Here is a 25196-nt window from a genome sequence, read left to right as displayed (position 1 = left end):
CATTAAGAAAATTTGAGTGTCGTTATAAAAGCTCCTTATAGCAGTGCCTGCAGAAACACCCGACCTCATGATAGCGTGGCTTGGTGAGCAAAAACACATCTTATAAAGGGGCTTTGATGGCTAAGGATGCGATGATGCAGACCGACCGGCATACCAGCGAACAGGATATGAAGGAGCTCGAGGAATGGGTGGCCTCGCAAGGCAAACTGCTACGGATGCGCGCCACCGTCTCCGGAAAAGTGCAAGGCGTGGGATTTCGTTATTTTGCATCCATTGCGGCACATAAACTGAACGTAACGGGTTGGGTTCGCAACCTGCGCGACGGCAGCGTACAGGTGGAAGCGCAGGGATCCCAGCAGGCATTGTTCGCCATGTACGAAAAACTTTGCGAAGGACCGGAATGGAGCCGCGTGATGCACGTGGACGTCACGAACATTCCCGTATTACGGGGAGAGCGCACGTTCCGTGTGGAGTACGACGAATGATCCGCGCCACGTTCCATGACGGGAATGGCAGAAATGACAGGAACGCATCGCATGTCGTGAAGCGCTGAAACCACAATCCGACGTTCCGCATTGCGCCTATGACGGCTTCAGGCAGGACAAGCCTTTATTCGAAATCCTTGGCCGTAAGCAGGGCTATCAGCTCGCCGCTATGCAGCTGCCATTTGCCGAACGGCTCGTTGGAACCGAACACAGCGATTGATGCAGGAGACATGCCCAGATTCAGCATGTCGAGCAAAGTCGGGTCGGATTCCGCACTCGCCAGCCATTGGCAGGCGATCGACACGGTCGGCTCATGTCCAAGAACAAGTAGCCTGTGATGTTTGTCCTTGGTTTGGGCGAGCTCGTCAAACACGGATTGCACTCCGCCCTCGTACAGGTTTTGCCGATAATCGACCTTCGGGTCATCACCGAAGACTTTCAGCAGCCTATCGCAGGTCTGACGCGCACGGGTGGCGCTCGAGCATGCGATTCGATCCGGTACCATTTTCATCGCATCCAGCCCCTTCGCCACGGCCTTGGCCTGCTTGCGCCCCTTGTCGGTGAGTTCACGCCCCGAATCATTGCCGTCGCTTCCGAACGGTTCGGTTTTGGCGTGGCGCATCACCAGCAGCACATACTTGTATTCCTTGGCTTTTTTGGCAACCTTTTTCAGGCTTGTTCCCATGACGGTCCGCTCCGATCAGAATCCATCGCCGCATTTCAATATCCGTGTCCCATTGTCGCAGATATTCCTGCGGAGCAGGGCAGGAAACGCGGGAATCCTACTTGCCTATAGCTTCGACCTGCGCGTCGAGATCCCGTAGCACCTTGCGTAGCTTGCGGTCGGAAATGTCCCGCAATTGCAGATCCTCAAGCTGTTCGGCGCGTTCCTCGTCCGTCATCGAATCGATGTCGGTGACCGTGTCCTTCGTAGCCCGGTCGCGTTTGCGCAGCGCCGGAAATCCCGGAGCCATCGCACGCGAGACCATCAGGAATCCTGTATGGCCTATCATCTGGTGGTCGGGACGTACCGCCAGCCCCTGCGCCTTCCAATCACGTTCCAAAGTCTCCTGGATGTCCGGTTCGGTCCAGCAGCCGGCATCGCGTAATGCCTCGGCCATACGGCTGAGCTGCGTCGTGGTGGTGATATACGCCACAAGCACGCCGCCGGGCGCGATCACGCGGTACGCCTGTTCAAGCCGGTTCCATGGATCGAGCATGTCCAGCATGATGCGGTCAAAGGAGTGCTCCGGCAGTCCGGCCGCGACCGAATCGAAGTCACCGGCTCTCAAATCCCACCATGAGGGGCGTTCCCCGAAATACACCGTCGCGTTGGCCTCGGCGACGCGCGCGAATTCCGGACGCATCTCGATGGTGGTTAAGCGTCCCTTCTCCCCCACGGCATCCAGCAGATTGATGCTCATCGCGCCCGATCCTGCACCGGATTCCAGCACATTCATTCCGGAACGAATGTCCCCGAGCTGGATGACCTGTGCAATGTCCTTCGGATACATGATCTGCGCGCCTCGAGGCATGGACAGCACATAATCGGCCAGACGAGGACGCATCACAGCGAATTCCCAACCGCCGATGGCACGCGTGCCTTTCCAAGGCTTGTTCGCGTCACGTTCGGGATGAATCTGGTTGACCTGAGCCTCGCGCTTCGCGCTCACCGTCACCACGACCGAGCCTTCCGACCGTCCGATCACATCATCATGCAGAATGATGCCATGCGAGGTCTGTGTCACGCCACCAAGCACCAATTGGTCGGTGATTTTGTTGGACCTTCGATCCGTGAACTGCACCTTTTCGCCGGCCTGCAACGCGCCTCGACGCATGGAAACCACTCCTTACTGTTCGCCACCGGACAATCCGAACATACATGCTACCTTATCGGCGGCATCATCCGGGCGTCACACCGCGTACGCGTTCCAGCGTCCATTCGCATGCATCACGTTCAACTCCAGGCCGAACACTTGGCTCAAGCGCTCCGAGGTGAAGCCATGCTCCAGATCGCCCGTATACACGATGGTGCCCGGCGCCGGATCGTTTCCAGCCACATTGTCCGCGTAGGCGTCCGCCTCATTGCCGGTGATACGACCCATGATGGCCACATGGTCGAAACCTTGCGGAATCTCCTCGAGCCTGTGCGTCACCAGAATCACGGCGCGGTCGGACTGCTCGGCGCCGACACGGCTCAATGCGCGCAGTGCGATCTCACGTCCGCCCAGATCGAGTCCCGTGGTCGGCTCGTCAAGAATCAGCAGGTCAGGATCAGCCATCAACGCACGGCAGATGAGCACACGTGTGCGTTCGCCCTCGGAAAGCTTGAACATCATCTTGCCTTCCAGATATTCGATGCCAAACTCGCGCATAAGCGCACGTGCCTTAGCATAGTCCTCATCGGTGTAGGTGTCGCGCCAGCGACCTGTCGTGGCGGTCAAAGCCGTCACGATGGCGTCAAGCGGATCCTCCTGCGGCGGGAACGCGCGTCCGAGTTCTGCGGAGCTCAGTCCGATGCGGTTGCGATAGGAAAACACATTCACTTTGCCAAGACGGTTGCCAAGGATGTCCACTGTTCCTTCAGAGGGGAAGCCACGGGTGCTCATCATCTGCACCAAGGTGGATTTGCCAATACCGTTGGGACCGAACAACACCCATTTCTCGCCCTTTTTGACCTCCAGATTGACTTTGGTGAGAATCACACGCCTGCGACGACGGAATTCCACACCAGACAGTTTCAATGCGACGTCCTGTTCGCTCATCGTTCCTCCACGGTTTCAAATGACAGTTTGGATATGAAATGCCTCCTGTCAGCGTAACGCGTCGGCAGGAGGCATTCATGCGGGGTCTTGCCCTATGACCGGTTTTCTGCTTCAGTAGCACTACTCCGCCCGGTTACGTTCGGCAAGCACGTCCTCATAGACCTTGAGCGTCTTATCCGCAATGGATTCCCAGCTGAAATGGTCACGCGCGCGCTCATAGCCCGCACGTCCCATAAGTTTCGCCTTTTCGGGATCGGACATGATGCGGTTGATGGCATCGGCCATGTCATGCACGAATTTGTCCGGATTGGTGGGTGTGCCGGTCCCGTCGTGAAGCTGGTCGATGGGAACCAGATAGCCGGTCTCACCATCCACGACCACTTCCGGTATACCGCCGGTGGCGGAGGCGACAACCGGCAATCCGCAAGCCATGGCTTCCAGATTCACAATGCCGAGAGGCTCGTAGATGGATGGGCAGATGAACGCGTCGCATCCATGTTCGAGCGCGTTGAGCTCCGGCTTCGGCAGCATCTCTTCGATCCAGATGATATTGCCGCGCTTCTCGTCAAGTTTGGCGAAAGCGGTTTTGACCTCTTCCATGATTTCCGGCGTATCGGGAGCGCCAGCGCACAACACAACCTGGACGTTCGGATCGACAAAATGCAATGCCCGGAGCAGATACGGCAGACCTTTCTGACGGGTGATGCGACCGACGAACAGCAGCGTCGGTTTGGTGCGGTCGATGTGGTAACGGTCGAACACCTGCCAGCCGGGATCGTCATCCGCCGGGGTCTCGAACTGGCTCATGGTGATACCATTGTGCACCACGGCCACCTTGTCCGGATCGAGATCCGGGTAGGCCGTAAGAATGTCCTTGCGCATGCCGGCGGACACGGCGATGATCCGATCGGCATGCTCGTAGGCGTCCTTCTCCGCCCAGGAGCTCAGATTGTATCCGCCGCCAAGCTGCTCGCGCTTCCAAGGCCGGAAGGGCTCAAGCGAATGCGCGGTGATGACCAATGGCGTGTCATGCAGCATCTTGGCAAGATACCCGGCAAGACATGCGTACCACGTATGTGCGTGGATAATATCGGCATCGACGTCGTTGGCCATCTGCAAATCGACGCTGAACGTCTTCAAGGCGCCGTTCGCGTCCCGCATTTCCTCCGGCACGTGATAGCCGACGACCTTGAGGGACCCCTTCGGATCGGCGCCCGGGATCTCGGGAACATCGGATGGCGTGCGTGGGCCGTCGAACGCCCGGACGGTCACATCGACCCGTTCCGCCAGCACTTTGGAAAGCTCCTCCACATGTACTCCAGCGCCTCCGTACACCTTGGGAGGGTATTCGCGGGATAGGATGTCAACTTTCATGTCTGTTCTCCTCCTCGAGTCTGCCAGTCATTCCAAGTACTACTGTAAAACAGTTTTTCAGAAAATACCGTATTGTTTCATTTCCGAATCATCTCTTTTTTCATTTTTTCTGAAAACGGCTGCAAGTTGTGGCAACCGTTTTCATGATGTCTCCCGTATCTTCGTTCCGTGGAGCGTGCAAAAAAGAATCGCCCATGTCATCTCATACGCTCGACGACATGGGCGATTCCCGAAAAATTCGGATATGATTCAGACGGCTGTGCCATTCTGATCAAGGTTCGGATTGTGTTTCGAGTCACCGGCAGTGAAGAACAGGCTCAATACACCGACCGCGAAAACGATGGAAACCGTGGCAATCAGCCACATCGGATGCGACGGAAGCCACATAATCACCAGGAAGGCGATGGCTGCGACAGCAATCAGCACCCAGCTGGCCACGCGGAACCATTGACGGATGGAATGCGGAGCCTTGAACATCTTCGGATTCCTGTAATCGGGATTGGTGTTCAGCACGCTTTCGGTTTCCGTGATCGTGCTGGCGCTCGGCTTCCACGGTCCATCGGTGCCATCCTGCAAGCGGCGGGACTTCTCCTGCAGCTGGTATTCATCCAACATTCCAGAACGCGCGCGCCCTTGGGTCTGATCATATTGTTGGGGCACTCCGCGGCGATTGCGTTTGGCTTGGGCACGTCGTTCGGCACGATTTGGCATTGGTCACTCCTTTGTTACATGGTGCTGGGATTACTTTACCGCATTATCGGCAAAAAACAGGTAGCCCGGCTCGCCATTCATTCACGAGCTGGGCTACCTGCCATTCTGTATTGCGATTACGCCTTCGATCAGCGCGGCAGCATCATCGGATGCTTGGAAGCGACGATCGGCGCCGGCAGCTCAGTGGCACCGGTGAGGTATTCGTCGACCGCAGCCGCGCAGGAGCGGCCTTCTGAGATGGCCCACACCACAAGGCTTTGTCCGCGTCCGGCGTCGCCGCAGGCGAAAACACCATCCTGGGATGTGGCGAACTTGTCGTTACGCGCCACATTGCCACGGCCGTCGAGGTCGACTGGCAGCTGGTCGACCAGCGTGGTGGTGTCCGGATGCAGGAAGCCCACGGAGATGAGTACCAAGTCGGCGGGAATCACACGCTCTGTGCCAGCCTGGCGAGTGAACGGACCATTCTCGCCCGGGGCGACGTTCACCACCTTCAGACCGGTGACATGGCCGTTTTCGTCGGCGACGAATCCCTCGGTTGCGGTGGAGTTCTCGATCTTCACCTTGGCCTGATCCTCTTCCGAACCGACGAAGTTCACCGAATCGGTGTTGTACACATATTCGGCGCGCTGCGTCTCGAAGCCTTCCTCCATGGAGGAGGTCTCCTTGTACAGGCGCGCGAACGTCGGCCACGGCTGGTTGTCGGGACGCTGCTTCGGTTCCTGCGGCATGATCTGCAGCACGGTGACGTCCTTCGCGCCTTGGCGCAGGGATGTGCCGAGGCAGTCGGAACCGGTGTCGCCGCCGCCGATGATGACGACGTGCTTGCCTTCGGCGGTGATGTCGTTGACCGGCTTGACGCCATACACTCGACGGGTCGCGTCGGGCAGGAACTCCATGGCGAAGTGGATGCCTTCGAGCTCACGGCCAGGAATCTTCATATCACGAGGCACGGTGGAGCCGATGGCAACCACCACGGCGTCGTAGCGGGAACGCAAATCGTCCCAAGAGATGTCCTTGCCGATCTCCACGCCGGTGCGGAACACGGTGCCTTCGGCTTCCATCTGCTCCACACGGCGGTCAATCAGACGCTTGTCAAGCTTGAAGTTCGGAATGCCGTAGCGCATCAGACCGCCGATGGCGTCATCGCGCTCGTACACGACCACCGTATGGCCGGCGCGGGTGAGCTGCTGGGCGCAGGCGAGACCGGATGGGCCGGAACCGACCACGGCAACGGTCTGGTCGGTCAGACGCTGCGGCGGCAGAGGCTTGACGTAGTCAAGGCTCCATGCCTGATCGATGATGGTGCGCTCATCGTTCTGGATCATCGTGGCCGGCTGGTGGATGCCAAGCACGCAGGCGGCTTCGCACAATGCCGGGCAGATGCGACCGGTCACTTCGGGGAAGTTGTTGGTTTCGGACAGACGGTTGTACGCGTCCTCCCACTTCTCCTGGCGGACCAAATCGTTGAACTCGGGGATGATGTTGCCCAGCGGGCAGCCGCTCATGCAGAACGGGGTGCCGCAGTCCATGCAGCGGGCCGCCTGCTCGGTGGTCCAGGACTGCAGGCCGGATTCGGTGTGAACGTCGAACCAGTCCTTGATTCGCTCTTCAACGGGGCGTTCGGCCAGTTCGCGACGGGTACGGACCTTCAGGAATCCACGAGGATCTCCCATGTCAGCGCGCTCCTTCCATAACCTGCTCGTACACCTGTTCCCAGACGCCGGGCGTATTGAAATCGATGTTCTTCTCCTCGGCTTCCTTCATCGCCTTCTGCATGGCGAGGAAGTGCTTCGGAACGATGTGGGTGAACCGCTTGGCGCTGTTTTCCCAGTCGTCAAGCAGGGTCTTCGCGAAGGCAGAGCCGGTCTCTTCGGCATGCTGCTTGACGAGACCGTGCACCAGCTTGTCGGCATCGGCGTCAAGCGGCTCGAACAGCAGCGCTCCGTTGGTGGCGGCCGCCGGGTTGACCTGCTTCATGTCGAGGTCGAGCACGTACACGTTGCCGCCGGAGAAGCCCGCGCCAAGGTTACGACCGGTGGAGCCGAGAATCACGACAGTGCCGCCGGTCATGTATTCGCAGCCGTGGTCGCCAACTCCCTCCACCACGAATGTGGCGCCGCCGTTGCGCACAGCGAAACGTTCTCCCGCTCGACCGGCCACGAACATCTGGCCGGAAGTGGCGCCGAAACCGGTGACGTTGCCGGCGATCACGTTCGTATGCGGGTCGAAGGTGATGCCGTCCTCCGGACGAACCACCATGCGACCGCCAGACAAGCCCTTGCCTGCGTAGTCGTTGACTTCGCCGTATACGCGGATGGTTTCGCCACGCGGGATGAAGGCGCCGATGGACTGGCCGCCCGCGCCATGGAACGTCATGTCGATGGTGTCGTCCGGCAGCCCCTCCTCACCGTATCGCTTGGTGATCTCGTAGCCGAGCATGGTGCCGAGCGTACGGTACACGTTGCGGATCGGCATTTCGATACGCACGGGCTCCTTCTTGTCAAGGGCTGGCTGGGCAAGCTCGATGAGCTTGTTGTCGAGCGCCCTGTCAAGCTCATGGTTCTGATCGATCGTCTTGTGCAGGATGGTTCCCGGAACCGGACCCGGCTGCATGAGCACGTTGCTCAGGTCGATGCCGTCGGACTTCCAACGCTTGATGGCTTCGTCCTGGTCGAGGCATTCGACATGGCCGACGGCCTCCTCCAGCGTGCGGAAGCCGAGCTGCGCGAGCAGTTCGCGGACTTCCTCGGCGATGAACATGAAGAAGTTGACGACATGTTCCGGCTTGCCCTTGAAGCGTGCTCGGAGCTCCGGATCCTGGGTGGCGATGCCCTGCGGGCAGGTGTTCTTCTGGCAGGCGCGCATCATGACGCAGCCTTCCACGATCAGCGCCGCGGTGGCGAAGCCGAATTCCTCGGCGCCGAGCAGCGCCGCGATCACGACGTCACGACCGGTCTTGAGCTCGCCGTCGCACTGCACGGTGATGCGGGAGCGCAGACCGTTGAGCACCAGCGTCTGCTGGGTCTCGGACAGACCGATCTCCCACGGGGTGCCGGCATGCTTGATGGCGTTGAGCGGAGCCGCGCCGGTGCCACCGTCGTAGCCGGAGATCAGTACCACGTCGGCATGGCACTTGGCCACACCCGCGGCGATGGTGCCCACGCCGAATTCGGAGACGAGCTTGACGTGGATGCGTGCCTTGGGATTGGCCATCTTCGCATCGTTGATCAGCTGCTTCAGATCCTCGATCGAGTAGATGTCGTGGTGAGGCGGCGGGGAGATCAGTTCGACGCCCGGCGTCGCGTGGCGCACCTTGGCGATCCACGGCGGAACCTTGGCTCCCGGCAGATGGCCGCCCTCGCCTGGCTTGGCGCCCTGGGCGAGCTTGATCTGCAGATCGGTGGCATGAACCAGGTAGTCGCTGGTCACGCCGAAACGGGCGGAGGCGATCTGCTTGATCTTGCTGTAGCGCAGCGGATCGTTGATGCGGTCCTCGGATTCGCCGCCCTCGCCGGAGTTGGAACGTGCGCCAAGCTTGTTCATGGCGATGGCGAGCGTCTCATGCGCCTCCTGCGAGATGGAGCCGTAGCTCATGGCACCGGTGGAGAAGCGCTTGACGATCTCGCTGGCCGGTTCGACTTCGGAGATGTCGATCGGTTTGCGGGTCTGCTTGAACTTCATCAGACCACGCAGCGTCATCAGACGGTTGGATGTGTCGTTGATGTGGCTCGAATACTTCTTAAACAGGTTGTAGTCGCCACGCTGGGTGGACTGCTGCAGCAGGAAGATGGCCTCGGGATCGTTGAGATGATCTTCACCGGTACGGCGCCACTTGTAGTCGCCACCGGTACGCAGGTTGCGATGCGGGCGGGCGGTCCACTGGGTCGGATAGGCCACGCGGTGTCGGCTGGCGACTTCCTCGGCGAGCTCGTCGAGACCGACGCCACCCACTCGGGATGTGGTGCCGGTGAAGTATTCGTCGATGACGTCCTTGTTGAGGCCGACGGCTTCGAACAGCTGCGCGCCACGATAGCTCATGATGGTGGAGACGCCCATCTTGGCCATGATCTTGAGCACGCCTGTTGACAGCGCATTGGTCAGGTTCTTCACGGCGGTTTCCGCGTCGACCTTGAGGTAGCCCTTGCGGGAGAGGTCTTCGACGGATTCGAATGCCAGATACGGGTTCACCGCGGCAGCGCCATAGGCGATCAGCAGTGCCACATGGTGGATTTCTCGTACATCGCCGGCTTCGACCACCATGGAGATCTGCGTACGCGTGTGGCGGCGCAGCAGATGGTGCTGCACTGCGGAAGTGAGCAGCAGCGACGGAATCGGACCCCACGCATAGTTGGAATCGCGGTCGGACAGCACCAGGAAGTTGGCACCGTTTTCAATCGCCTCGTCGATCTCCTGGAAGATCTCGTCAAGACGGTCCTTCAGTGCCTGTCCGCCGCCGGCCACCTGGTAAAGGCCCTTGACGATGAATGGCTTGTAGTAGCCACCGAGAATCTTGGCGCGGTCGAGGCGCTTGAGCTGTGCCATCTCGTCGGAGTTGAGCACCGGCAGCGGGATGAGGATCTTCTTGGCGTGCAGTTCGGAATCGGCCAGCAGGTTCGGCTCCGGACCGATGGCGGATTCAAGACTCGTCACGATCTTCTCACGTTCCCAGTCGAGCGGCGGGTTAGTGACCTGCGCGAACTTCTGGGTGAAGTAGTCGAACAGCATGCGGCTGTGCTTCGAAAGCGCCGCGAGAGGAGTGTCGTTGCCCATGGAACCCAACGGCTCCTTGCCGGTGTTGGCCATCGGCGCGAGCAACAGCTTCAAATCCTCCTCGGTGTAGCCGAAGGCGCGCTGACGACGCTGCACGGACTGACCGGAGTGGTTGACGTGCTCGCGCTTGGGCAGCTGACTCAATTCCACGGAGTTGCCTTCCACCCACTTGCGGTAGGGGTGCTGGCTGGCAAGAGTCTTCTTGATCTCCTCGTCGGGGATGATGCGACCCTCGTCGGTGTCGACGAGGAACATCTTGCCCGGTTCCAGACGGCCCTTGGTGACGATATGCTCCTCGGCGACTTCCGGCAGCACACCGGTTTCGGAGGCGAGCACGACGTAGCCGTCATCGGTGACCTGCCAGCGTCCCGGACGGAAGCCGTTGCGGTCGAGCAGTGCGCCGACCTGGGTGCCGTCAGTGAAGATGATATGCGCCGGGCCGTCCCATGGTTCGATCAGCGTGTTGTTGTATTCGTAGAACGCCTTGACGTCCGGATCGAGCTGGTCGTTGTTCTCCCATGCCGGCGGCAGCATCATGGAGATGGCATGCGGCATGGAACGGCCTGCGAGGTGCAGCAGTTCGAGGCATTCGTCGAAGGTTCCGGAATCGGAATAGCCCGGAGTGGCGATCGGCAGCAGCGGCTTGAATTCGCCGAGCAGTTCGGAGCTCAGGCGGCCTTCACGCGCGGACAGCCAGTTGCGGTTGCCCTGGATGGTGTTGATCTCGCCGTTGTGTGCCAGCAGACGGAAAGGCTGGGCCAGCGGCCAGCTCGGGAACGTGTTGGTGGAGAAACGGGAATGGACGATGGTGATCTTCGCCTTCATGCGTTCATCCGACAGGTCAAGGAAGAAGGGCTTGAGCTGCATAGTGGTGAGCATGCCCTTGTAGGTGATGGTGCGGGCGGACAGGGACGCGAAGTAGATGCCTACCTCGTGTTCCACGCGCTTACGGATGCGGAAGGTCTTGCGGTCGAGTTCGATGCCTCCGAGCCGGCCTTCCGGGTCAGCCACGATCAGCGTCTTGAACGACGGCATGCTGGCCAGGGCCTGCAGTCCGAGTCCGTCCGGATTGGTGGGCACAACGCGCCATGCGAGCACATCGAGACCTTCCTCGCGAACAATCTTGGAGATGGCCTGCTCCTGCTGGCCGGACGTGGCGATGTCACGGTCCAGGAAAGCGATGCCTGCGGCGTAATGACCTTCCTCGGGCAATTCAACACCGGCAGTGGCGCGCATGAATTCGTCAGGCATACTCATGAGAATGCCTGCGCCGTCGCCCGTGTTCTCCTCGGCGCCCACGGCGCCACGATGGTTCAGATTGACCAGCACCTCAATGGCGTCATCGACGATCTTGCGTTCCGGGCGCTTGTTGAGGGTGGTGACCATACCCACACCGCAAGCGTCATGCTCGGCTCCAGGATCATACATACCTTGGGAATCATGGATCGTCAGATCTAACGGGGCGTGGAAAGTCACCGAAACCACCTTCAATGTTTTTGGGCAAGAAAAGTCTTGCGGTTCTTTAATGCGTGGTTTAGAATACCGCGCCCATATGTCATCCACTGTCGCGTGTCCATATAACGAATGCCCAGAAAAGTCAATGGCTGGCTACTTCATCGCGGAATATTTCCTTCGTGTAAACGGCCGGATTCCAATATGTTTCGCGAATCTCCGTTTGCGTCGAACAAAGAGCCGTCCGGCGTGTCCCCACCTTATCCGAACGCCACGGCGCGTCTTCTCAATCCAAGAATGCAAACAGGCGTTCGATGATGGTGTCGTTGAGCAGACGGCCACGCAATGTGGGCACCGCCCGCATTCCGTCACGTGTGATCAGTCCGTCATCCTCGAGTCCGCGCCAGGCTTCTTCCGGCACAACACCCTCGAGACGGGTGATATCCAGTCCCTCATGCAGGCGCAGACCGAGCATGATGGTCTCTTCGACATCCTCTTCGGCTGCGATGGTCTCATGCCCGGCCCACGGCACCGAGCCTCCGTTGATGGCGGCGCCCCAAAGCCTAGGATGCGCGATGTCCCAGGAACGCATCCCGCGTACGCCATCATGGGTGTTATAGTGCGAATGCGCGCCCGGTCCAAGACCAGCCCAATCCACATTTCTCCAATAGCCGAGATTATGCTGCGATTCGTAGCCGGGACGTGCCCAATTGCTGATTTCGTACCATTCGAGGCCAGCCTCGGCGAACATCGCGTCGGCGATCTCGTATTTGTTCGCTTCGTCGTCGTCATCCGGCTTGCGCAGTGCGCCTGCCGCGATTCGTCGTCCCATTTTCGTATTCGGTGCCACGGTGAGCGCATATGCGGAGATATGGTTGACGCCCAAATCGATGGCCGTGCGAACGGAGGTGCGCCAATCGTCGAGGCTTTCCCCCGGCGCGCCGTAAATCAGATCGACGCTGGAACGTATGCCCGCCGCATCGGCCGCGGTGACACCGGCGGCGACATTCGCCGGAGTGTGCGTACGGTCAAGCGTTTCAAGCACATGCGGCACCGCGGACTGCATGCCGAAGGAAATACGGTTGAAACCACCGTCGGCAAGCTCCTTCACATAGTCGGCATCCACCGTATCGGGATTCGCCTCGGTGGTGATCTCCGCATCGTCCGCGATGCCCCATGTATCGCGCACCGCATCCAGCATGGCCACCAAATCGCGCGCTTTGAGCGTGGTCGGAGTGCCGCCACCGAAGAAGACGGTGGACGCATACGGTTCCGATATGCCGTGTTCCGCCTGCCAATCGCGGACGATTGCCATTTCATGGATCACCATGTTCGCGTAATGGCCGCGGGACACCCCCTCGCCCATATCCGGAGCCGTATAGGTGTTGAAATCGCAATATCCGCAGCGGCGCAGACAGAATGGAACGTGGATGTAAACCTCGAACGTCATGAATCGCACCTCTGGAACGCCGCTGCCGTCGCGAAGAGCCGCTCCCCTCGCCTACGGGAAACCCATCGGGTTTCCCGTTTCACGGCTCGGCGGCGCAGACAGAACGGGACGTGGATATGGACCTCGAACGCCATGTACAGGCTCAGCCTTCGGACTTCTGCGCGGCGCGGATCTTGTCCTTGGTGTCGCGGTCGTTGCCAGCCTCGCCGGTGGACAGGGCCGCGATGAACGCCTCCTGCGGCACTTCCACATGACCGAGCATCTTCATGCGCTTCTTACCGGCCTTCTGCTTTTCAAGCAGCTTGCGCTTGCGGGAGATGTCACCGCCGTAGCACTTGGCGAGAACATCCTTGCGCAGGGCACGGATGTTCTCTCGCGCGATGATGCGCGAACCAATGGCGGCCTGGATGGGAATCTCGAACTGCTGGCGCGGAATGAGCTCGCGCAGCTTCTTCGTCATCATCACGCCGTAGCTGTATGCCTTGTCGCGGTGCACGATGGCACTGAACGCATCAACCTTCTCACCTTGGATAAGAATATCCACCTTCACCAGATCGGCTGCCTGCTCGCCGTCCTCGTGGTAGTCGAGCGAGGCGTAGCCCTTGGTACGGCTCTTGAGCTGGTCGAAGAAGTCGAACACGACCTCCGCCAGCGGAATGCGGTAGTGCATCTCCACACGCTCGGTGGAGATGTATTCCATGGTGCCCATCTGTCCGCGGTGGTCCTGGCACAGATCCATCACCGGGCCGATGAACTCCTTCGGCGTGATGATGTCGGCGGCCACCATCGGCTCGACGATCTTCTTGATCTTGCCTTCGGGGAATTCGCTCGGATTGGTGACGCGGTGCACGGAATTGTCTTCCGAAGTGACCTCGTACGGCACGTTCGGGGCGGTGGATATCAGGTCAAGTCCAAATTCACGGTCCAACCGTTCGGTGACGATCTCCATGTGCAGCAGGCCGAGGAAACCGCAGCGGAAGCCGAATCCCAACGCCACGGAGGTCTCCGGCTCGTAGATCAGCGCCGCATCGTTGAGCTTGAGCTTGTCGAGAGCCTCACGCAATTCCGGATACTGCGCGTTGTCAATCGGGAACAGGCCGGCATACACCATCGGCTGGGGGTCACGGTAGCCGTCGAGCGGCTCGGTGGCGGGGTTGACCGCGGAGGTGATGGTGTCACCCACCTTGGACTGGCTGACGTCCTTGGCGCCGGTGATCACATAGCCGACCTCACCAGCGCCAAGAGCCTTGGTGGGCATCATGTCCGGGCTGATGACGCCGATTTCAATGGGGTCATGGGTCATGCCGATGCCCATCATGTGCATTTTCTCGCGGGATTTCAGCTCGCCATCGACCATGCGGATGTAAGTGACGATGCCACGATAGGAGTCATAGACGGAATCGAAGATTAACGCACGTGCCGGAGCATTCGGGTCGCCTTTCGGTGCGGGGACTTCCGCGACGATACGGTCGAGCAGTTCGGAAACGCCCTCTCCGGTCTTGCCGGAGACGCGCAGCACGTCGGATGGGTCGCAGCCGATCAGACCCGCGATCTCCTCGGCGTGCTTGTCGGGTTCGGCGCTCGGCAGATCGATTTTGTTCAGCACCGGAATGATGGCCAGATCATGGTCGATGGCCATATACAGGTTCGACAGGGTCTGGGCCTCGATGCCCTGCGTTGCGTCGACGAGCAGCACCGCGCCTTCGCAGGCGGCCAACGCACGGGACACCTCATACGTGAAGTCCACATGGCCGGGGGTGTCGATCATGCCGAGCGTGTATTCGGTGCCGTCGACCGTCCACGGCACGCGCACCGCCTGCGATTTGATGGTGATGCCGCGCTCCTGCTCAATGTCCATGCGGTCGAGGAAACGGTCACGCATCTCTCGTTCCGGCACGATGCCGCTCAGCTGCAGGATACGGTCCGCCACCGTTGATTTGCCGTGATCGATATGCGCGATGATGCAAAAATTGCGGATCAACGACCGATCGGTGTACCCGGGCTGATTATGCTGCTGCCCCACGCCATCCTCCTCTGGAAATATTCGACGCACATGATTCTAACCGGTAGTGTCGGCATGTTCCTCCGCGACACTCCTATATGCATTGGCGATTTATCCGCGTGCCATGTTATCATCATCGTTTGTATGTCCTTATAGCAAACGTCGTTTGGAGAAATAGTGGCAAACATCAAGTCGCAGAAGAAGCGCGTTCTCACCAACGAGAAGGCGCACAAGCGTAACGTGGCCGTGAAGTCCAGCCTGAAGACTGCCGTTCGCGCCACCCGCGAAGCCATCGCCGCTGGCGATAAGTCCACTGCCGAAGCCGCCTACAAGGTCGCAGCCCAGAAGCTCGACAAGGCCGCCGGCGCTGGCGTGATCCACAAGAACCAGGCTGCCAACCGCAAGTCCGGTCTCGCCGTGGCCATCAACGCCCTCTGAGTTTTCTAACTCACAACAGGCAAGAAGCCCCGCAGGTTCTCCTGCGGGGCTTCTTCTTTTTCACACTCCGTCACTGACGACCATCGCGGTCGGTATCGTCATCGTCCCTATCGGGATGGATGACCGGACGTTTGAGATATTTGGCTTCGCTTGGCAGATAAGTGTTGTGCCGGACCAAAGCGCCCGGCAGTTGGATGTCGAAGATCACGGATATCAGCCGCATGCCCACCATCAACGCCACGATCAGCACATCCAGCACCACTTCGGCGGCGAAACTGACCACTCCCAGGTTCACGCCCTTGCATACCAACACCGTCAGCACGCAACCGACGGCCGAAGGAACCGCATACCAGTGTCTGTCCCGAATCACCATGGGCACCTCATTGATGAGCATGTCGCGGATGAGACCGCCTCCCAATGCGGTGAACATACCAAGGAACACAGCCGTGGTGCCGGACATGTGGTACATCATGGCCTTGGATGTGCCGTTGACCGCGTAAAGCCCCAAAGCCAACGCATCCAAAGACAGCATGGACCATTTGAGCTTGTTGATTTCAGGATGGATGACCGCCACGGCCACGGCGGCAAGCAGAGCTGTGACGACCAGTCCTTTGTCGGAGACGCCTGCGGGAGGAAGCGCACCGAGCAGCACATCGCGGATGATGCCGCCGCCCAATGCGGTAAGCCAAGTGGTGACGAGAATCGCGAAAACATCGTAGCCTTTGCGCACGGCGGCAAGCCCGCCGACCATGCCGCAACAGAATGTGGCCAGATATTCGATGCCCATGAAAAAGCCGTTGCTTTCCAGCGCGATTTCCATGTCCTGCTCCCCCTCTTCCCCTCATGCTTCTTTTCCGAACATCAGTCAAAAATAGCACAACGGGGAACAACACCCATAACAGGAAAATCGAAGGGCGGGATACGAGTCATGCAGTCATACGAACTCATCCTGAGAGGCCGAAACATATTGCATAACTCATATCCCGCCCTTCGGCGGTATTATGCTCTATCCGTCGTCACGGATAGTCGATCTGAAAATCAGCAGACCTTCCACATCCAGTTGTGCGGATCTTCGATCTCGCCAAGCTGAATGCCGAGCAGCTGGTTGCGCAGCGCCATGGTGAACTCACCGGAGCCGCCGTCGGCGACGGTCACATCGAACTTCTCGGACTTGAAGCGGCCGATCGGGGTGATGATGGCGGCGGTACCGCAGGCGAACACCTCAGTGACCTCGCCGGACTTGATGTCTTCGAGCAGCTGATCCAGGGCGATCATGGTCTCGACCACATCGTGGCCGTTGTCCTGAATGAGCTGGATCAGGGAGCGACGGGTCACTCCCGGCAGGATGTTGCCGGTCAGGGACGGGGTCTCAACGTGGCCGTCCTTGTGCACGACCATCATGTTCATGCCGCCAAGCTCCTCCAGGTAGGTCTTGGTGGCGGCGTCGACGAAGCAGACCTGCTGGCAGCCATGGTCGATGCCGGTGTATTCACCGAGCAGAGAGGCTGCGTAGTTGCCGCCGCACTTGGCGAAGCCAGTGCCGCCAGGGCCAGTGCGGAACCACTTGTCCTCGACCCAGATGTTGACCGGCTTCACGCCGCCCGGGAAGTACGGGCCGGACGGGGAGGCGATCACGCAATAGTCCACTTCCTGCGGCGCACGCACGCCCAGGAACGGTTCGGAGGCGAACATGAACGGACGCATGTACAGCGTGTATTCGCGACGGGACGGAACCCAGTTCACATCACGCTTGACCAGTGCCGCGACGGAGCCGATGAAGTCGTCGATCGGCAGTTCCGGCAGGTACAGGCGCTTGGCGGAGTTCTGGAAACGCTCGGCGTTCGCGTCCGGGCGGAACAGCCAGGTAGAGCCGTCGGCGTGACGGTAGGCTTTCAGACCCTCGAAGCATTCCTGGGCGTAATGCAGAACAGATGCGCCCGGATCCATCTTCAGCGGCGCGTACGGCTCGATGCGACGGTCGGACCAGCCTTCACCCTTGGTCCAGGTCATGTGGGCCATATTGTCGGAGAAGACCTGACCGAAGGCCGGCTTGTCGATGAGTTCGGCGCGCTTGGCGTCGGATGCCGGATTGTCGTTCGGGAGCACGGTGAACTTCTCGGCGAGCTTGTCAAGCTCCGCTGGATCGTGATGATTCTGTTCAGTCATTCTTTACTTCTTCTAGTTGCATCAGCCACCCAAAGGCGGCCAGCGGTTATTGGTCTCCGGCGCTTGTGGCGCCGGGTTCTGGTATGTACTCTCTCACACCATAAACGCTTTCGATAACCGGCGTTCGCGATATGAGATAACGATCCTCATAAAGCAGGAAGGGGCCCATACGGACCCCTTCCTCACCGGCTACCTCATGCTTGTGGAGCAGCCAGTATAGACAACGATACGGCTCACTCAGCGTCAGCGGCCGGAGCAGCGGCGGCCTCGGCCGGAGCGGCCTCAACCAGTGCGGCATCTTCCGGCACCTCGACGGTGACAACGGATTCTTCCGGATCCTCGACATCGAGTACGACGCCTTCCGGCAGCACAACGTCCTTGGCGAAGACCTTGGAACCATCGGTCAGGCCATCAACGTTGACCACAATCTTCTCCGGCAGGTTGGTCACATCGGCGCGAACCTTGAGCTCCTGGATGTCGACGAACGCGACGGAAGCGCCCTTCGGAGTACCCTCAACGAACACCGGCACCTCGACGTCGATCTTCTCGCCGGCCTTGACCTCGTAGAAATCGATATGCTCGACGATGCGCTTCACCGGGTTGCGCTGGACGTCCTTGACAACGGCCATCTTGGTCTCGTCACCATACTTGATGGTGAACAGGGCGTTGGTGTGACGCAGAGCCAGAGTGGTCTCCTTCATCGGCAGCTGCACGAAGGTCGGATCCTCGCCACCCGCGTAAACGGTGGCCGGGATGAGGCTCGCGACGCGCATGCGGCGGGCAGCGCCCTTGCCGAACTCGGTACGAGCAGCACCTTCAAGAGTGATGGTGGTAGCCATAATCAATATCTCCTTGATACATCGTTCTTATGTTTCGGCGCACCGACGAGCCGCATAGAAAACCCAAGGAGTTTCATATCATACGCCAAGTCGATAACGGAGGCGGAACCTCCCTCGCCAAGACAACAGTTATCTAGTATACATGGTGCGCTGACATTTCCCTGCAATCAGAGGAGCAAGGTGCATAAAACGCGGACTATGCGCAAACCCACGTACAATCGTAGTCAGACAAGCACCAACCAGTGGTAAGGAATCAGAAAATGGCAACGACGCATGACCATTCCGCGCTCATCCGCAACATTCAGCTCGCGACTGGCGTCATGACCGTCGCAGCGACGGGATTGCTCGCGGCGTCAGCACATATGCTGTTCCGCTTTGCCATCGACACGCAGTGGAAGCATTCCATTTTCCATCAGGCGCTGATCGCTCCGGATCGCGAGGGAAAGATGAACCAAGGCGAGGCCAAAGAGGCCGGGCAATGGTTTTCCGAAACGAAACAGCCGGTATCCATCACCAGCCGCGATGGGCTTAAGCTGCATGGCTGGCTCTTCGATCCGGATTGCATCGACCCGACGCCGCATTTATATGCCATCTGCGTGCATGGCTATACCGGAGCCCCTGAAGAACAAGCCAAATGGGCACACCGCTATGCCCGCATGGGCTTCACCGTCCTCGCACCATCCCAACGGGCCCAGGATCTGAGCGAAGGACGATATGTAGGCATGGGATGGTTGGAGCGCAATGATCTGCTTGATTGGATACGGCTGATTGTGGATAGCGACGATCAAGCACGCATTCTCCTATTCGGAGGATCCATGGGAGCCACGACGGTGATGATGACGACCGGCACGCCGGAACTGCCACGCAATGTCATCGCGGCAATCGCCGAAAGCGGATACACTTCCGCCCGCATGGAATTCATAGACAGCGCGCGAGGCATGTTCCACATGCCAAAGCTTCTCGCCTCGGCATGTGTGGACGCGGCGGGTCTGATCTGCAAGCGCCGTGCCGGCTATGATTTCACCGAAGCGTCCTGCATACCGTCATTGCGGCATACGGTCATTCCGATGCTGTTCATCCATGGAGGAAAGGACCGCATGGTCAGCCCATGTTTCCTCGACATGAACTACAACGCCTGCTCCAGCATCGACCGCGAACGTCTGCTGGTTCCTCACGCCGATCATATGGAAAGCTCCGCCGTGGATCCGAAACGCTACTGGGACACCGTATACGGATTCATCCGCCGTTCATTCAAGATCTGACAGCCGAACCCCAAAAAATATAAGCGGTAATGGAAACGCCTCCGGCGAAAGATGGCGCCCCCCACCGCCCGAAGTTCTCAAGACATGCCCGATGCCCGTTCCGTCAGTGCCGTTCTCCCGGATTGCATATCTGCATGGCGACGCCATCCTCCATAATATGGAATCCATGCTTCTCATAGAACGTGGCATTCTTGCTTTCCTCAGGCATAACCTCGATATACAGGTAATCGTGGTACCGCTGCTTGACCATGCCGACAAGATGTCCGGCAATGCCGCGCCCTTGGTATTCAGGATCGACCAGCACATAGTGCATGTATGCCACCATCTCCGTGTCATCAAGCACTCGCACCAGACCCACCAGACGTTCGCCATCCCATGCGCTGAATACGGTGGACGACCCCATCAACGCCTTATGCAACCGTTCAGGATATTGACCGGACACCCAACCGACTGAAAGAAACAGTCGCTGGGTCTGTTCCTTGGTGAATTTCTTTTCATCCGTATATGTGATAACCATATGGCAAGCATAGAATTGCCGGTATGAAACCGTCTCCTTCTGTCTTTGCATACGAAACACAAGTGTCTCGGCCACTCCCCTCATGTATCGAAGTGCGCGGAGCCCACGTACATAATCTGAAAGACGTCGACATCGACATCCCGCTCAACAGCATGGTCGGCATAGCCGGAATCTCAGGCTCAGGAAAAAGCTCCCTCGCGCTTGGCGTGCTGTACGCGGAGGGATCACGACGCTATCTGGAAGCGCTATCGACCTATACAAGAAGACGTACGACCCAGGCAAGCCGCGCAACCGTCGACGAGGTGCGTCATATTCCGGCGGCATTGGCACTGCATCAGCGTCCATCAGTGCCTGGAGTCCGTTCCACGTTCGGCACAATGAGCGAACTGCTCAACAGTCTGCGCCTCCTGTTCTCCCGGATCGGATCGCACGTGTGCGAACACTGCGGAGCACGCAACCAACCCACGATGAACGTTGCCGCCGAGCTTCCGATGCATTGCACGTTCTGCGGCGGACTCATGCATCCGCCATCAGCGGAGGATCTCGCATTCAACGCCGCGGGCGCGTGTCCGACATGCTCAGGCACCGGAATCATGAGGGAAGTCGACCGTTCCGCCTTGGTACCGGATGAGTCGAAAAGCATTGACGAGGGAGCCGTGCTGCCGTGGGGATCGTTGATGTGGGATTTGATGAAGCAAGTATGCGGAGCCATGGGAGTACGTACCAACGTACCGTTCAACCAACTCACCGAACAAGAACGAGATATCGTGTTCGCCGGCCCAGCCATCAAGAAGCACATCCTATACAAGCCGAAAAAAGGCGACGATTTCGCCGAACTCGACTTCACGTACTACAACGCCGTATACACCGTGGAGAACGCACTCACCAAAGCCAAGGACGAAAAAGGGCTTAAACGTGTTGCGAGGTTCCTCAAAGAGCGTCCCTGCAGCGATTGCGGAGGGACCAGACTTTCCGAACGCGCCCGCCAGCCACGTATCAGAGACATCAATCTGGCTCAGGCAACCGCGATGTCTCTAGACGCACTCGTTTCCTGGGTAGGGTCCGTGCCGGAATCGCTGGAACCACATATGCGCACCATGGCGAGCGCCATCTGTGAATCGTTCCTCAATACGTCACGGCGTTTATTGGAACTCGGTCTCGGGTATCTGTCCTTGGACCGCGCCGGAGCCACGCTGTCCACCGGCGAGCGCCAACGCGTGCAGCTTGCCCGCGCCGTGCGCAATCGCACCACAGGCGTGTTATATGTGCTGGATGAGCCGTCGATTGGGTTGCATCCCGCGAATGTCGACGGACTGCTCGGTGTCATGCGTGACCTGGTGGCTGATGGCAATTCCGTGGCAGTGGTCGATCATGACACTCGGGTGCTGGCCGAAACCGATTATCTCATCGAGATGGGGCCAGGTGCCGGCGCAAAGGGCGGTCAGGTGATTGCGCAGGGAACGGTGCCGCAGGTGATTGATACCCGCGAATCGCGCATCGCGCCGTTCCTTGCCCAGGGTGGCAACGTTCATGACCGTGTGCGTGACAACATTGACGCCCATGAAATCTTCTCCGCAGGACGAATTCATATGGAAACCGACCGTCTGCATACCGTCGGCCCGTTATCGGTAGATATTCCCCGTGGACGGCTGACCGCCGTAACAGGGGTATCCGGTTCCGGCAAGACGACGATGGTACTGGAGATGTTGATGCCCGCTTTGCAGTCGCGGATCGACAGGTCGCCGCAGCCGACGCAGGTGCGGCTCCTCGAGGCGGACGGTGTGTCCAAGGCGCATCTTATCGATGCCACGCCTATCGGCGCGAACATACGTTCCACCGTCGCTACATATTGCGGCGTCCATGACGATCTTCGACGTGCGTTCGCAAAAACAGATGCTGCGCGGACCATCGGTCTGAAAGCGGGGGCATTCTCCTATAACACTGGCAAGCTGCGTTGCGCGACGTGCGACGGCACGGGATCGATTTCGCTCGACGTGCAGTTCCTGCCTGACGTCGATATCGAATGCCCGGCATGCCATGGCTCGCGGTATTCCGATGCAATCGCCGAGCTGAAGCTCCCCTGCACCGACGGAGTGGCGTATTCGATGCCGCAGTTAATGACAATGACCGTCGACGATGCCATGCCTGTCTTACGAGATGTCAAACCGATCCAGACGAAGCTTGCCACGTTGCATGAATTGGGTTTGGGCTATCTTGCGTTGGGCGAGCCAACTCCCGCGCTGTCGGGCGGTGAGGCCCAGCGTTTGAAATTGGCCAGCGAGATGGGGCGGAAACAGCATGATGCGGTATTCGTGTTCGATGAGCCGACAATCGGCTTGCATCCGCTTGATGTTCGCGTGCTGCTGCACGTGTTTGATGAACTTGTAGCGAATGGCGCGACGGTGGTCGTCATCGAACATGATTTGGACGTGATTGCCAATGCGGACTATGTGGTGGATATGGGACCGGGCGGCGGTGATGCAGGCGGACGCGTAGTATGCGAGGGAGCGCCTTCTCGGATCGCCGCATGTCCGGAAAGCGTCACTGGACGATACCTACAATCGTCGCAATGCTGATATTGCCCCATCTTCGGACATCTGCAGTCAGTCTGATGATGGGACAGGCAGTTCCCGCCATGCTTGAAGATGATGCAGCGCACGTACGATGTTGCATTGATCAAGTAACGTCCCTTCAGCGGCGCACATGGTGGGATACCACATGCGATGGCGGAGCGTGGCTTGTTTGCCAGTACCTTTGATGAGTTCGCCTTCATCAGAGGCATATTGAAAATGCAGATGACTGAGCAGTTCCCCGTGTCTGAGCGCGGAGCGTTCAGGCATGGGCTCCATCGCGATGAGTACGGCGAAGGGATCGGAGGCACCGGCATCGCTAGCGTGGAACACATAGCAGGGTTTGCCTTCCAGCCCCTTGTCGTGCACATGATCGAGCCGATATTCATGTGTTGTGATGGGGGTGCGTTTTTCGTCCAGCCAAGTCAGGTTAAAGCCTGCGACAGCATCATCGTCGCCAACTGCGGACGGCTGCTCGATATGCCATCCACCAATGCGGAATCGCCACTCATTGCCCGAGGTTTTGCAGGCTTTTGCCCAGAAGCGTCGCGCATCGCCGAGCATCATGATCGCGAACAGCGGCTTGGATCGCATGGCATTCGTCGAATCCTTCCAAGCCCGGTCAAGGTTCGGGTCATGATTGTTGATCAAATGTTCGAAGCTAATCCAGTCTCCCAGCCAATCGTTCACATTGAAGTCCATGCCAGACGATCCTCTTCTTCTCCCTGTTCGTTATGCAGTTCGTCTTCCAGCGCTATGATGCGGTCGCACCATTGCGCTGCAAGCTCATAATCATGGGTTACGACCAACACCGCTTTGTCCGCATAAGATGACGATTTCGCCTTGCGGTATGGCACAGCTGATGTCATTCAGCGCATCGACCTCAGCAGCTTCATCAGCATGATATGCGAATGAGCACCGTTGCGTCCATGCGACTGTCCGATTGATATCACTTCCGATACTCACCATGCTCCTCCAATGCCCAATGCCAGAGGAACCGTGCAGATGACCATCCATGCCCAATCAATGCCATGCATGCGGATTTCGGTATGACATGTATGAGGCCCGCGAATGCCGATTCCTTTGGTCAGTGCGGCTACGGACAAATCCTGGGTGACCCCCGTAGCGTTCATCAACAACGGCATCAGGATGTATTCCAAAGACTGAGCCGGATGACGGAGCAGGGCGAATGTCCCCTGGGCGATGCCACGTAATGCCATCGCGTCACGAATCTGATGGTAATCGTCATGGATTGTCGGGAAGAACCGGATGCACACCACACATGGAATCACAATCGTCTCCGGAATGCGCATGCGCCGCAGGACACACACGAATTGACTGGCCGTAGTCGTGGTGAATGCGTATATGCCGGCAATCAGACAAGGCATCATCATCCGGATGCCGACACAAAGCAAACCAAGCATATGCAACCAGCTGCTGCCATCGTCAAGCGTCGATGCCCAAGTCCCCACTAGTAGCAATACATAGATGCAACCGGAGCGTACCGCAGCCGCCCATCGTCCCGCGCCGAGCAGTGGCAGAAGAAGCAGCAACACCGTAAGCGACTCCACAACCACGTCGACATGGAAGAACAGCAGCAGGTTGGCCAATGCCACTAGGTACAGTTTGGTTCTTGGGTCCAGGGCCATCAGATGATGCCGGTCTTCGCAAAATGCTTCTTCAGCATACGCTGCCCAAGCCAGCCTCCGAGCAACGCACATACCAGTACCGCTATCATGGCAATGAAAAACGTGCCGGTATTGACATGTGCGAACACACCATCGATATAGGACGAGTCCTTGCCACGGGCCTGCAGACTGGCCACATAGGCATCCTTCATGAACCACAACGGCAGAATCGGACCGGTCAGCCCATAGCAGAACACGACATAACTCGCCAGGATACCTGTCTTGCTCCGATAGTCCCCGGCGCGAGCGATGGCATCAGCGATGACCGGAAACACGATGCTCGCAGCAAGGGAAAGGATGAAATGTCCGGATACGAACAAGAACAATCCGACGACGATGCCCATCACGCTAATCGCGCCGAATTTTCCAACCTTGGCAACCAGGAGCATATATACGCAACCACAGATCAATGCGGCGACCGCAGGCAGAAGAATCATGCCGAATCCCATCAAAGCCACTGAACTGAACAGCGTGGCCATGGCGACCAACACGAAATACAAGGCAGTGAACACACCTATCGTGATGAGATCGGGAATGGTCAGATGCCTCGACTTGGTCGACATGCCCTGCTGCGTCATGATCAGTTCTTTCGATTGTCATGGGCGGCCAGCCACCAATGTATCGAGGAAACACGGAAAAGACAATAGTTTTTTCCTCGTTTTCATGGAAACTATCCAATCCGCGTCGCGGTAATCCATAAACCA

At 58.7% G+C, this 25196-nt stretch carries 21 protein-coding genes; 4 read left to right on the top strand and 17 right to left on the bottom strand.

Annotated elements, in window-relative coordinates; genetic code table 11:
- Window positions 1-167: 167 nt before the first annotated feature.
- Window positions 168-485 carry an acylphosphatase gene (locus OU26_RS00165; protein ID WP_051592892.1) on the top strand — a complete coding sequence of 106 codons (318 nt, stop codon included), beginning with the start codon at window positions 168-170 and terminating at the stop codon, window positions 483-485.
- A gap of 124 nt (window positions 486-609) precedes the next feature.
- Here OU26_RS00165 and OU26_RS00160 read toward each other — a convergent pair whose 3' ends face one another.
- From OU26_RS00160 to lepA, 9 genes are all read right to left on the bottom strand, one after another.
- Window positions 610-1170, bottom strand: a complete 561-nt coding sequence (locus OU26_RS00160) for a SixA phosphatase family protein (protein ID WP_026645894.1) — start codon at window positions 1168-1170, stop codon at window positions 610-612.
- A 97-nt stretch (window positions 1171-1267) separates the two neighbouring features.
- A complete protein-coding gene (locus OU26_RS00155) occupies window positions 1268-2323 on the bottom strand; it encodes a tRNA (adenine-N1)-methyltransferase (RefSeq protein ID WP_026645893.1) in 1056 nt (351 codons plus the stop codon).
- Window positions 2324-2398: 75 nt separating this feature from the next.
- Entirely contained in the window at window positions 2399-3250 is an 852-nt protein-coding gene (locus OU26_RS00150; protein WP_026645892.1) for an ABC transporter ATP-binding protein, read from the bottom strand.
- Between the two features lie 120 nt (window positions 3251-3370).
- Window positions 3371-4624: a glycogen synthase gene (gene glgA / locus OU26_RS00145; protein ID WP_026645891.1), complete on the bottom strand. Its 1254-nt coding sequence runs from the start codon at window positions 4622-4624 to the stop codon at window positions 3371-3373.
- 249 nt (window positions 4625-4873) lie between these two features.
- Window positions 4874-5335 carry a DUF4395 domain-containing protein gene (locus OU26_RS00140; protein WP_026645890.1) on the bottom strand — a complete coding sequence of 154 codons (462 nt, stop codon included), beginning with the start codon at window positions 5333-5335 and terminating at the stop codon, window positions 4874-4876.
- 128 nt (window positions 5336-5463) lie between these two features.
- Window positions 5464-7011: a glutamate synthase subunit beta gene (locus OU26_RS00135; protein WP_026645889.1), complete on the bottom strand. Its 1548-nt coding sequence runs from the start codon at window positions 7009-7011 to the stop codon at window positions 5464-5466.
- A gap of 1 nt (window position 7012) precedes the next feature.
- On the bottom strand, window positions 7013-11584 hold the full coding sequence (gene gltB / locus OU26_RS00130) for a glutamate synthase large subunit (protein ID WP_026645888.1): 4572 nt from the start codon (window positions 11582-11584) through the stop codon (window positions 7013-7015).
- Window positions 11585-11846: 262 nt separating this feature from the next.
- Window positions 11847-13010 carry a radical SAM family heme chaperone HemW gene (gene hemW / locus OU26_RS00125; protein WP_026645887.1) on the bottom strand — a complete coding sequence of 388 codons (1164 nt, stop codon included), beginning with the start codon at window positions 13008-13010 and terminating at the stop codon, window positions 11847-11849.
- 142 nt (window positions 13011-13152) lie between these two features.
- The gene (lepA, locus tag OU26_RS00120; RefSeq protein ID WP_026645886.1) at window positions 13153-15033 is read right to left on the bottom strand and encodes a translation elongation factor 4; all 1881 of its coding nucleotides are present in this window, start codon (window positions 15031-15033) and stop codon (window positions 13153-13155) included.
- Window positions 15034-15189: 156 nt separating this feature from the next.
- Between lepA and rpsT the strand changes: the two genes are divergently transcribed.
- Window positions 15190-15450: a 30S ribosomal protein S20 gene (rpsT, locus tag OU26_RS00115; protein ID WP_026645885.1), complete on the top strand. Its 261-nt coding sequence runs from the start codon at window positions 15190-15192 to the stop codon at window positions 15448-15450.
- 70 nt (window positions 15451-15520) lie between these two features.
- On the opposite strand, the gene OU26_RS00110 is transcribed toward rpsT, so the two are convergent.
- The 3 genes from OU26_RS00110 to OU26_RS00100 form a co-directional block, all read right to left on the bottom strand.
- Window positions 15521-16270, bottom strand: a complete 750-nt coding sequence (locus tag OU26_RS00110) for a trimeric intracellular cation channel family protein (protein WP_026645884.1) — start codon at window positions 16268-16270, stop codon at window positions 15521-15523.
- Between the two features lie 218 nt (window positions 16271-16488).
- The gene (locus OU26_RS00105) at window positions 16489-17616 is read right to left on the bottom strand and encodes a branched-chain amino acid aminotransferase (RefSeq protein WP_026645883.1); all 1128 of its coding nucleotides are present in this window, start codon (window positions 17614-17616) and stop codon (window positions 16489-16491) included.
- 233 nt (window positions 17617-17849) lie between these two features.
- Entirely contained in the window at window positions 17850-18455 is a 606-nt protein-coding gene (locus tag OU26_RS00100; RefSeq protein WP_026645882.1) for a 50S ribosomal protein L25/general stress protein Ctc, read from the bottom strand.
- Window positions 18456-18715: 260 nt separating this feature from the next.
- Here OU26_RS00100 and OU26_RS00095 point away from each other — a divergent pair, with 260 nt between their 5' ends.
- Window positions 18716-19717, top strand: coding sequence for an alpha/beta hydrolase (locus tag OU26_RS00095; protein WP_026645881.1), 1002 nt, complete (start codon window positions 18716-18718; stop codon window positions 19715-19717).
- A 103-nt stretch (window positions 19718-19820) separates the two neighbouring features.
- Here the strand turns inward: OU26_RS00095 and OU26_RS00090 are convergent, their stop codons facing one another.
- Complete coding sequence (locus tag OU26_RS00090) at window positions 19821-20234, bottom strand: GNAT family N-acetyltransferase (protein ID WP_003809404.1); 414 nt, start codon at window positions 20232-20234, stop codon at window positions 19821-19823.
- Between the two features lie 23 nt (window positions 20235-20257).
- On the opposite strand from OU26_RS00090, the gene OU26_RS00085 reads away from it, so the two are divergent.
- Window positions 20258-22810 (top strand): excinuclease ABC subunit UvrA, encoded by a 2553-nt coding sequence (locus OU26_RS00085; RefSeq protein WP_420312259.1) that lies wholly within the window; start codon window positions 20258-20260, stop codon window positions 22808-22810.
- A gap of 27 nt (window positions 22811-22837) precedes the next feature.
- Here OU26_RS00085 and OU26_RS00080 read toward each other — a convergent pair whose 3' ends face one another.
- The 4 genes from OU26_RS00080 to OU26_RS00070 all read right to left on the bottom strand — a co-directional run bounded on the left by OU26_RS00080 (window position 22838) and on the right by OU26_RS00070 (window position 25070).
- Complete coding sequence (locus tag OU26_RS00080; RefSeq protein WP_026645879.1) at window positions 22838-23506, bottom strand: hypothetical protein; 669 nt, start codon at window positions 23504-23506, stop codon at window positions 22838-22840.
- On the bottom strand, window positions 23491-23673 hold the full coding sequence (locus OU26_RS10265; RefSeq protein ID WP_162164118.1) for a hypothetical protein: 183 nt from the start codon (window positions 23671-23673) through the stop codon (window positions 23491-23493). The genes OU26_RS00080 and OU26_RS10265 overlap by 16 nt, the downstream gene beginning before the upstream one ends.
- Window positions 23674-23766: 93 nt before the next feature.
- Entirely contained in the window at window positions 23767-24420 is a 654-nt protein-coding gene (locus tag OU26_RS00075; protein ID WP_237743771.1) for an energy-coupling factor transporter transmembrane component T, read from the bottom strand.
- Window positions 24421-24452: 32 nt separating this feature from the next.
- Window positions 24453-25070 carry an MptD family putative ECF transporter S component gene (locus OU26_RS00070; protein ID WP_026645877.1) on the bottom strand — a complete coding sequence of 206 codons (618 nt, stop codon included), beginning with the start codon at window positions 25068-25070 and terminating at the stop codon, window positions 24453-24455.
- Window positions 25071-25196 lie beyond the last annotated feature (126 nt).

This window comes from Bifidobacterium ruminantium DSM 6489, assembly GCF_000770925.1.
Lineage (GTDB): Bacteria > Actinomycetota > Actinomycetes > Actinomycetales > Bifidobacteriaceae > Bifidobacterium > Bifidobacterium ruminantium.
The sequence above is the reverse complement of the archived record's forward strand: the minus strand, read 5'-3'. Positions and strand labels throughout refer to the sequence as shown.

Coding starts and splice junctions, on each gene's coding strand:
- OU26_RS00165 (WP_051592892.1), top strand. CDS start 168: ATGAAGGAGCTCGAGGAATGGGTGGCCTCGCAAGGCAAACTGCTACGG.
- OU26_RS00160 (WP_026645894.1), bottom strand. CDS start 1,170: ATGGGAACAAGCCTGAAAAAGGTTGCCAAAAAAGCCAAGGAATACAAG.
- OU26_RS00155 (WP_026645893.1), bottom strand. CDS start 2,323: ATGCGTCGAGGCGCGTTGCAGGCCGGCGAAAAGGTGCAGTTCACGGAT.
- OU26_RS00150 (WP_026645892.1), bottom strand. CDS start 3,250: ATGAGCGAACAGGACGTCGCATTGAAACTGTCTGGTGTGGAATTCCGT.
- glgA (WP_026645891.1), bottom strand. CDS start 4,624: ATGAAAGTTGACATCCTATCCCGCGAATACCCTCCCAAGGTGTACGGA.
- OU26_RS00140 (WP_026645890.1), bottom strand. CDS start 5,335: ATGCCAAATCGTGCCGAACGACGTGCCCAAGCCAAACGCAATCGCCGC.
- OU26_RS00135 (WP_026645889.1), bottom strand. CDS start 7,011: ATGGGAGATCCTCGTGGATTCCTGAAGGTCCGTACCCGTCGCGAACTG.
- hemW (WP_026645887.1), bottom strand. CDS start 13,010: ATGACGTTCGAGGTTTACATCCACGTTCCATTCTGTCTGCGCCGCTGC.
- OU26_RS00110 (WP_026645884.1), bottom strand. CDS start 16,270: ATGGAAATCGCGCTGGAAAGCAACGGCTTTTTCATGGGCATCGAATAT.
- OU26_RS00105 (WP_026645883.1), bottom strand. CDS start 17,616: ATGACTGAACAGAATCATCACGATCCAGCGGAGCTTGACAAGCTCGCC.
- OU26_RS00100 (WP_026645882.1), bottom strand. CDS start 18,455: ATGGCTACCACCATCACTCTTGAAGGTGCTGCTCGTACCGAGTTCGGC.
- OU26_RS00095 (WP_026645881.1), top strand. CDS start 18,716: ATGGCAACGACGCATGACCATTCCGCGCTCATCCGCAACATTCAGCTC.
- OU26_RS00090 (WP_003809404.1), bottom strand. CDS start 20,234: ATGGTTATCACATATACGGATGAAAAGAAATTCACCAAGGAACAGACC.
- OU26_RS00085 (WP_420312259.1), top strand. CDS start 20,258: ATGAAACCGTCTCCTTCTGTCTTTGCATACGAAACACAAGTGTCTCGG.
- OU26_RS00080 (WP_026645879.1), bottom strand. CDS start 23,506: ATGGACTTCAATGTGAACGATTGGCTGGGAGACTGGATTAGCTTCGAA.
- OU26_RS10265 (WP_162164118.1), bottom strand. CDS start 23,673: ATGACATCAGCTGTGCCATACCGCAAGGCGAAATCGTCATCTTATGCG.
- OU26_RS00070 (WP_026645877.1), bottom strand. CDS start 25,070: ATGACGCAGCAGGGCATGTCGACCAAGTCGAGGCATCTGACCATTCCC.